The organism is Micromonospora sp. C31 (assembly GCF_018070575.1).
Lineage (GTDB): Bacteria > Actinomycetota > Actinomycetes > Mycobacteriales > Micromonosporaceae > Micromonospora.
The window spans coordinates 1-6,671 of the sequence record NZ_JAGPXN010000045.1; the positions used below are offsets into that span (position 1 = coordinate 1).

3 protein-coding genes are annotated in these 6,671 nt (G+C 69.3%); all 3 read left to right on the forward strand.

The window, feature by feature from the left end; genetic code table 11:
* Positions 1-1,101: 1,101 nt before the first annotated feature.
* The 3 genes from KBX06_RS27255 (at position 1,102) to KBX06_RS27265 (ending at position 5,849) form a co-directional block, all read left to right on the forward strand.
* A complete protein-coding gene (locus tag KBX06_RS27255) occupies positions 1,102-2,979 on the forward strand; it encodes a hypothetical protein (RefSeq protein ID WP_210839912.1) in 1,878 nt (625 codons plus the stop codon).
* Between the two features lie 290 nt (positions 2,980-3,269).
* Complete coding sequence (locus tag KBX06_RS28190; protein WP_247686771.1) at positions 3,270-3,788, forward strand: hypothetical protein; 519 nt, start codon at positions 3,270-3,272, stop codon at positions 3,786-3,788.
* A 213-nt stretch (positions 3,789-4,001) separates the two neighbouring features.
* On the forward strand, positions 4,002-5,849 hold the full coding sequence (locus tag KBX06_RS27265; RefSeq protein ID WP_210839913.1) for a hypothetical protein: 1,848 nt from the start codon (positions 4,002-4,004) through the stop codon (positions 5,847-5,849).
* Positions 5,850-6,671 lie beyond the last annotated feature (822 nt).

Below are 6,671 nucleotides of genomic sequence, written 5' to 3' on the forward strand. Positions count from 1 at the left end.
ACTCGGATACGCCGCACGCTCACCCATGATCAGCCCAACGCCGGCCGGACCTACCGGTTACGACCACGGCTCACATTCACATGCCGGCCCAAACCCAGAATGGACGAAAGCTACCGAACCACCCTCTCACTCGCCTCGCGGCGGCCACTAGGGGAAATCGGATCTGAGTCCAGATGTCGCCGATCAAGTACGCCACGAACCCGAAGAGGCCTAGCGTCCAGGGGAGGCCGATTCTAGCGAGCATGTCGTGAACCTGCGCCAACAACCCGACAGCCGAACCAGGCTGCGGCAAATGGCGCGCCCACAAGAGTCAGATAATCACCAGCCATACGGCTCCGGCCGCCAATGGCACTCGCAAATGACGAAGACCTGGAACAAGCGTCGCCAACATGTGCTCATAGTTCCAGGGACATGCAACATGTGTGGATCTATCGACTCCGTACGGCATGGCAGGCACCCGAGGCGCGGCGACATTCGGCGACACCAAGCCGACGACGCGCACATTCTGCAGGCCGACCCGGTGCCGCCGCCTCCGAAGCTGTTGGCGCAGTACGGTGACGCCACGGCGCTCCGGAAGAACGCAAACGCGCAGGTGACGGCACCGGACGGACCTGTCCCGGGCCAGCGCGACAGGTGCCGCACTGGACGGTTCCCGGGGAGCTGGCGAGGCGGCCGGGAGCGGACCGGCCGGGTCAGCCGCCGTGGCGGCAGATCCGGTCACGCCGGCGTGACCAAGGCGGGGGTGTAGGCGGCCGGCGCCGCTGGCGGGTCCCGGTAGTCGACCACCGAGACGCTGCCCGCCGCAGCGGGCAACAGCCCGAGCGGGAAACTACGAGAGCCCTCGAGGTTCTGCCCCCTGCACTTCCCCCCGACTGAGCTGGTGATAAGCCGACCCAGCTACGGACAGACGCGTCCACGGGTGTTAGGTCCGGGAGCGTTCCCCTCTCGGACCTAACTCCGGCGACCGGCCGGAGCCGCATGAGCGGTCCTCCACCACAACCACAATGATGCCGACGGCACCACCGTGATGACGCGCCCACACTGGCCAGTTGGTAGGTCCGAATCGGACTGTTACCATCTTCGCAACAGGAGGGTTGAGGCATGACAACGATACGTTCCCGCCCGCACACCCTCGCGCAGTTCGCCCGCCGAGCGCGGATGAGCGCGCAGCGGCTGCGGGTGCTCCAGGGCGAGCGACGACTGCCGGCGTCCGACGGCGTCGACCCGGACGGTGCCGAGGTGTGGACCACCGCCACCATCGACCGGTGGCTGCGGGCCACGGGTAGGGCGGTGCCCGACGACGCGGTGTGGCCGTTCGGGTGGCCCGACGCGACCGAGCCCGCCGAGGTGATCTGGTCCGGCGACATCGACCTGCCCCGCGGGCACACCGCGGCGGTGACCATCTTCGACGGCGCCGGCCAACCGGTCATCTACGCCGTCGGCTACGCCGACCAGGACGTCAGCCCCGAAACCATCGCCGAGGCCGCCATCGCACGCCTTGACCCGGACCGCCGCCCCGGCGCTGTCGTCGTGCAGCCCTTCCTGCTCGACCCCGATTCTGACGGGCCGTACCCACACTTGGAGTTGTGGCGGATGCCGGAGCAGCCCGACCCTACGCCGGATCCCGCGCCGGCCGCGCTGCCCGCGATGCTGCGCCGGTTCCTGCCCCAGCGCGAGCCGGTGGCCGCCATGCGGCAACCCATCATCGGCCGGCAGCGCCGCCCGGACTCGCCGGAGTACGCCGGCTCCGTGTTCGCCTCCGAAGTCGCCCGGGTGCTAGGTCGGCCCGTGCCGCTGTGGTGGGCCGGCACCACCACAGCGGAGATCATGCGTACCGTGCGGCTGCTCGACCAGCCTCGCCCACTGCCCATCCCCGACACCATCACCGAGTGGCCCACCGCCATCGCCCGGCTCACCACCGCGCTGGAGCACTCCGTGCACACCACCTATCCGCAGGCCTTCGCCCTGCTCGCCCGTGACACGCGCGCCGTGCACCGCGACGTCAGCACCGCGCTGACCCACCCCACCACCGGCGACGGCTGGTACCTCGCCGCCGCACCTCAGCCGCCCACCTGGCCCGCCGTGGCGGAGCAGCGCGCCGCCGTCGCCGCCGGCCGCGACCTCGACCCTGGCGCAGCCGCTGACGAACTCGACCAGCTCGTCGAGGCCGAGGCCAACCTGCCGTGGAAGCCCGGCGACCCGTACGGCGGGGCGCTGCGTCAGGCGATCCTGCTGCTGCGCGGCCGTCTCGCCCGCGACTACCCCGAGCGGGTTTACACGTTCCCCGTCGCCTACAGCTGGCCCGATGCCCACGGCCCGATCCACGACGAGTACCGCCGCCACCTCACCCGGCTGACCCCGGCCGACGCGCACGGCGACCCGGATCGCCCCACCCGCCGGCTGGTGCGCCTGCTCACCGAGGACGCCACGGATGCCGCCATCGCCCACCACCGAATGCTCGACCGCGCCCGCGAGCGCCTGGTCGGCCTCTACCGCGACCCGGAGGGTCACCTCGTCGCGCACCTCACCACCGGCGCCTCGGGCATCGCCGACCACCTGCTCATCGAATGGCCCACCAGCATGCCGCCGGCCGGCTGGACAGCACAGACCGTCATCGCCGCCGACAAGACCTACTCCGGCACCGGCCTGTTCGCGGTGACCCCCGGCCCCGACGGGACGTTGCTCGCGCCGCAGCTGGTGCCCAACCCCGGTGACGAGCCGAGATACACCTTCGGCTACGACGGCAACTCTCCAGCAGTGCTGTACCAGGCCCTCGTGCGATGCGCGCTGGGCGATTGGACCGCCGCGGCCCAGGAAAGCTGGACCCAGCAGCTATCCGTTCATCCCGACGATCGCCGGGGCCGCGTGCACAGTCGGCTCTGGCAGCAGATCGTCACCAGCCAGGGCGCGCTGCGGCTGTTGTGGGCCGACGTCCAGCAGTGGGCGCGCGACGACCAGCTGGCCCTGCGCCGGCAGTAGCCGGGCCCACCGAGCCGGTTTCTTGCCGCCGGGTCAGCTCGTCGGCGCGATTGTAGGCCCGAAGTACGGCCGTGTGGGTGAACCGCTCGTCGATGTCGGCGGGCAGGTGCTGCTGCGCGAAGCCTCGCCGGGCTTGTCTCCACGGAACTCGGGGCATTCGCAAGCAGGGCCTGCCCGGTGGCTCGGCCAGTTCCTCGCGCGCTCTCAGCCAGCGCGGCCCCGTCAACGTCGTGCGAGTCTAAAGGCGCGCGCCGGGCGCCTCGCAGCGCGAACGATGAGGTGGTGGATAGGTGAGCAAAGACAACGCCGAACAGGCTAGTGATGAGGCCTGTGCAGCGGTGCGCCAGCTCGTGGCGCAGGTCAGCGCGGTGGGGCGGGTGTCCGGGCGCGAGCCTTTGCGGGAGCTGTTGGTGTGGCTCACCCGGGGGCGGTGGGGGCGGCGCGTCGGCTGGCCTGTCGTGCCAGTCCTAACCACCCCTTGGCAGGACACCATCTCCGCCGAGCGGCACGGCTGGCGCACCCGCGCTGCCAACCTTGACGGCGACTTCGCGTTCACCGTTGACTACAGGATATGCCGGCGCTGCCGCCTCGGCTGGGTGGAGCAGCCCTACACCCATCCGCGGTACCAGCGCTGCGGCCTTGCAAGCGCTGGCCTTACAGCGCTGCGGGTCGAGCACCCCGGCTTATCTTGGCACACCCTCGGTGGTCACTTCCGCAGCTCACAACCATTCTGGGCAGCCGTGAGGGCTGATGTACCCGGTGGCTATCACCAGCGCGGCACCTGTCTACACCTCGGGACTGAACGCTGAACTCACCCTCCGATGTCCGGATCCTGACGGCCTGGCAGGGCACATTGCAGTCCGGGCAGAGGCCGGGCTCAGCAACGTATAGCGCGCCGCCTTGACGGGTGGGTGATCCGACGTGCGGTCCGGGAGGACAACGCAGGGCGACGCTGCTGTGACATCGTGATCACCGATTTGCGCTGACGGATTCTTCGGGTCGAGACAAACGAAGGTGGGCGCGTGAGCACCGCTGAGAAGGATGACCAGGTCGTGGCAGAACGGGACACGGCCCCGTCGGCCTCCACCTCGGGTACGCCCCTGACGCAGGTCCGGTCGATGGTGACCGCGCTGGCACAGTCGATGTGGCAGCAGGCGCTCGACCGTGAGCGGGAGGGCTGGCCGCCGTGGTGGCTGCCCCTGTTCGCGGTTCTGCTGGCTGCGGCGATCCTCGGCCTGCTCATCGTGCCGCTGATTCGCGTGGTGCTTTGGTGGGCTGGTGCGGGTATCGCAGAGCTGGCGGCATGGGGGCATGAACTGGCGTACGCCAGGATCATCCTCGACCCCGTGCGCGATTACCTTGCTAGCCATGCTGCCGGGCTGCCCGTGAGCGGTAACGCCCTGTGGTGGACCTGGTGTTTTGCCGGCGTGGTGCTGCTGCTCTTCAGCCTGTTCCGCTCGGCCGGTGCCCGGATCGGGTGGACGCTGTACGGCGCCGGCAGCGCCGCGATGGTCGCCGCTGGCACTGGCGGTCCGGGCCGGTGGATTGCAGCCGGCATATGCGGCCTGTGGTGGTCGCTGCTGTCCATTCCCGGGCTGTCCCGGCGCCGCCAGCGGGTGTTGGCGGTGCCGGTTCCTGCCCCGCCGGCGACGCCGGCCCAGACAGTGACGGCCGTTCCCACCCCGAGGGTCGCTGGCGGCTTGGGGCTGGAGCAGGCGGCGGATGAGAACGACGCTCCGGACGACGACGCCACTTGGGCCGCTGGTCTGTACGAGGTGCTGATCCGCCGCGAGCATCAGGCTCGACCGAGCACTGAGCGGTGGAGCGCCACTACTCATGCTTCTAACGGCTTCACCGCGATCGCCGAGGATGGCCGCCGTGCGGCCGGGATCGCGATCTCCGGGGAGGCGGTTCGTGAGCTACTGGCCGGGCTGTCCACTCCCGTCGGCGCGCGACCGGAGGTCGGTTGGACGACGGCTCCGCCAGCCGTGCCTCGGGACCGACGCATGGACTACGACGATCTGCAGGAGCCCGGCTCAATCCACGAGTTCGTTGCCGGCAGCCCCGACATCCTCGCGCGCCTCGCTGGCCTGTTGCAGGAGCGCCGGAGCCAATGGCCGGTCGACCTGATGCAGATGCAGGAGAAGATCATCGCCAAGGCGGCCACGCTGGATCGGGCTAGCCCGCTGGTGAGAGGGGCGTCGTACAGCCCGGAGGACCGCTGTCACGACGACTTCGGACTCGTCGCCCTCAACGATTGGGTGGCGACCGACACGATCGTTGGCGGCAACGCCAGCTTCTGGAACGACTTCGCCAGCCACCGTCCCCAACAGGTCCAGTTGATCATTCGCAAGCTGCTCACCGCGCCTGATCCCGGCCGGGCGTTGGCCGAGATCCTCACCGACGACGGGCACGTTCACCTGACCCGATACCCAGGGCCAGCCGGCCCGATCCATGAGATCACCGTCAACGGCACCCACCGCACCCACGCGCTGCGCCTGCTCGGGGTGCCCCTGATTGCCGCCGAGGTGACGGTCCAGCCCTTACCCCTGCGACTCGCCGTCTTCAGCGCGTCAGCCACCAACGGGTGGGGTGAGGGCCGCCACCACGGGCCCACCGAGGCGCTCTGGCGCGCCCTGATCGATCGTGGGTTACTCACCGGACGCATCAGCGGGAAGGGCTTCCAGGCGACCTTAGAGCCTCACCAGGTGACTGCACCCTGGCTGCTGTGTTGCCCTCGCGACGCCGCAGCGATCAGCGCCGCCTACGACCGTCTGCACCCGGGCGCTCTCGGCATCCCGGCTGAGGCCATGTCCGGTCCCGCCCAGTGGTGCCAGTGGCTGCTCGGCGACCCATGCCCGACGCCGTGACCGGTGGAGCTGTCCGCGCTTCCATGTCAACCCGCGGCGCTCGCCGGAAGCACCCGTTAGCGAGACGGCCCCGCGGATAACGAACCTGATCAATAGGTCGCCTTACGGGGTGGATCGCATGGTGCTGGTACGAGTCGAGGATCACCCGGCCATGAGTTCGGTGAACCGGTCGAGGTCGGCAGCGCCGAGGCTAGCGAGGAAGGAACGGAGTTGGTCACCGCGTCGGCGAGCAGGCGGCACCCGGGGCACCGCCGGTCCAGGTTTCGGTCGAGGTGTGCACGCAGACCTGCGCCATGCCGGAGTTGACGAGCACGGCGTCGATGTTTGTTGGCCACGTCCCGCCGCTGCCTGCGACAACGCGATTCACACCTGCCGCAGGACGGTGTGGATCAGGCGGACGTCCCCTTCCGTGGACCGCCCCGCTGAGCGAGACACCCGAGGTGGGCATCGATGATGTCGGCTAGGACCAGCCAGCCGCCGGGGCGCAACCTGGCGGTCGTTTGCGACAGAGATGCCGCTGTTGCCCTAGGTGCCACCACTGGCCTGACTGCTGCCGAAAAATGATCGAGTGCACCCACATCGACAGAAGGATGGTTCGGACCTACGACGGACACGGCCAAAGAGAACTGACTGAGGGCTTTTCATCGTGATGGGCCTGGTCACGATGGGCGGCGGGAAGCATGTGTCGACATAGCACGAGACTCCCGGTAAGACAGCAGTCGACCAAGATCCGATGCCCCAACCGGGAGCCTCGCTGTGCTGTCTTACCCGTCTGCGGTCGCGCTGTCCAGCCGCACCCTGAACCACCTGGCCGGCCTCATC

What these genes read in the sequence shown, in the direction of transcription:
- KBX06_RS27255 (WP_210839912.1), top strand. Translation starts at nt 1,102, where the DNA reads ATGACAACGATACGTTCCCGCCCGCACACCCTCGCGCAGTTCGCCCGC.